The 1,095-nt window shown below is 62.6% G+C and carries 2 protein-coding genes and 1 pseudogene; 1 reads left to right on the top strand and 2 read right to left on the bottom strand.

Translation table 11 applies throughout. The features are described from left to right. A partial coding sequence (locus tag FJ980_RS33615) for a substrate-binding domain-containing protein (RefSeq protein WP_181181419.1) occupies positions 1 to 348 on the top strand: 348 nt, incomplete at its 5' end. Between the two features lie 27 nt (positions 349 to 375). Here FJ980_RS33615 and FJ980_RS33610 read toward each other — a convergent pair. Next, a complete protein-coding gene (locus FJ980_RS33610) occupies positions 376 to 582 on the bottom strand; it encodes a DUF6494 family protein (protein ID WP_140499366.1) in 207 nt (68 codons plus the stop codon). Positions 583 to 891: 309 nt separating this feature from the next. Further along, a pseudogene (locus tag FJ980_RS35150) lies at positions 892 to 1,095 on the bottom strand (glycerol-3-phosphate ABC transporter ATP-binding protein); the annotation flags it as partial.

Below are 1,095 nucleotides of genomic sequence, written 5' to 3'. Positions count from 1 at the left end.
GGCGCGGACATGCTGCTCACGCAATTGCTGGCGGACTCCGGCGCGAAACAGGACGACGTCAATCGGTTGGAGCCGCCCTGCCTGACCGGACCCGATCTCGCGGCTGCCGTGCGCATTGGTAGGGCCGATTGCGGAATTGCCACGCGCGCGGCCGCCCGCGCCGCTGGCCTCGATTTCGTTCCATTGGCCTGGGAAAGCTTCGATCTCCTGATGCGGCAGCGGACCTACTTCCAGCAACCGATCCAGGCGCTCCTGCGTTTGCTAGGGCAGGAAATCTTCGCCAGCCGCGCCGCCGAGCTTGGCGGATACGATCCATCGCCCGCCGGGCAGATACGGTTCTTCAAGTAGCAGCCGACCCCGATCAAGCCGCAGCTCTCATCCAAGATCGATCTCGCCCTCCACGACATGGCGCAAGCCTGCCGGCTCCGAGGTGATGACGGCCCTCACGGTCAGTCGGCCCTGTCCTTTCAGGCCCTTCTCCGCCACGGCTTTCTCGATTGCCTGCTGCGAAGTCACGCCGACCTGCTTCAGGAACTTGCGCATGGAGACGTTGAAGGGATCGGTTTCCATATTCTGGGTCATATGATTGCCTCGAACGGTGTGGACGATATGGCCGGTCCGGCAAGCTTGGTGCCCGCAACGGCGGCGCTGCGCCAACGGAGCACGGAATGGCCCGGGGTGCAATGAGGACGACGCTCGCACTATGTCTGACGCGGTCCGTTCCTCTGTGGCGTAACAACGCGTGGTGCCGAGATTCCTGTTCATGACGGAGCGCCGCGGGCGATTGCCGTGACGGCCGATGGGCAAACGGCGATCACCGGTGGTTTCGCAGCAAGTGGCAACTGATGAAGGGCATGATGGGATGGGCTGTTTTTCGCCCGTCAGCGCGCCCTAAGCAATCCTGGTACCACTACGAGCATCGAACAGATGCACCTTGGATACCATGATCTCCAACCCAACCTCTTGATCAAGTTTGAAGGGCGGCTGATCCCGCACCTCGGCCACGAGGTCGACTCCACCTGCACTTAATGTAAGCTCCTGGGCCTCACCGGTCGGCTCGACCACTTGCACCCTCGCCTGAGAGTGGTTGCCACC

This window comes from Mesorhizobium sp. B1-1-5, assembly GCF_006443065.1.
Lineage (GTDB): Bacteria > Pseudomonadota > Alphaproteobacteria > Rhizobiales > Rhizobiaceae > Mesorhizobium.
Note: the sequence above shows the minus strand (reverse complement) of the source record. Positions and strands in the feature narration are given on the sequence as shown.

What these genes read in the sequence shown, in the direction of transcription:
- FJ980_RS33610 (WP_140499366.1), bottom strand. Translation starts at nt 582, where the DNA reads ATGACCCAGAATATGGAAACCGATCCCTTCAACGTCTCCATGCGCAAG.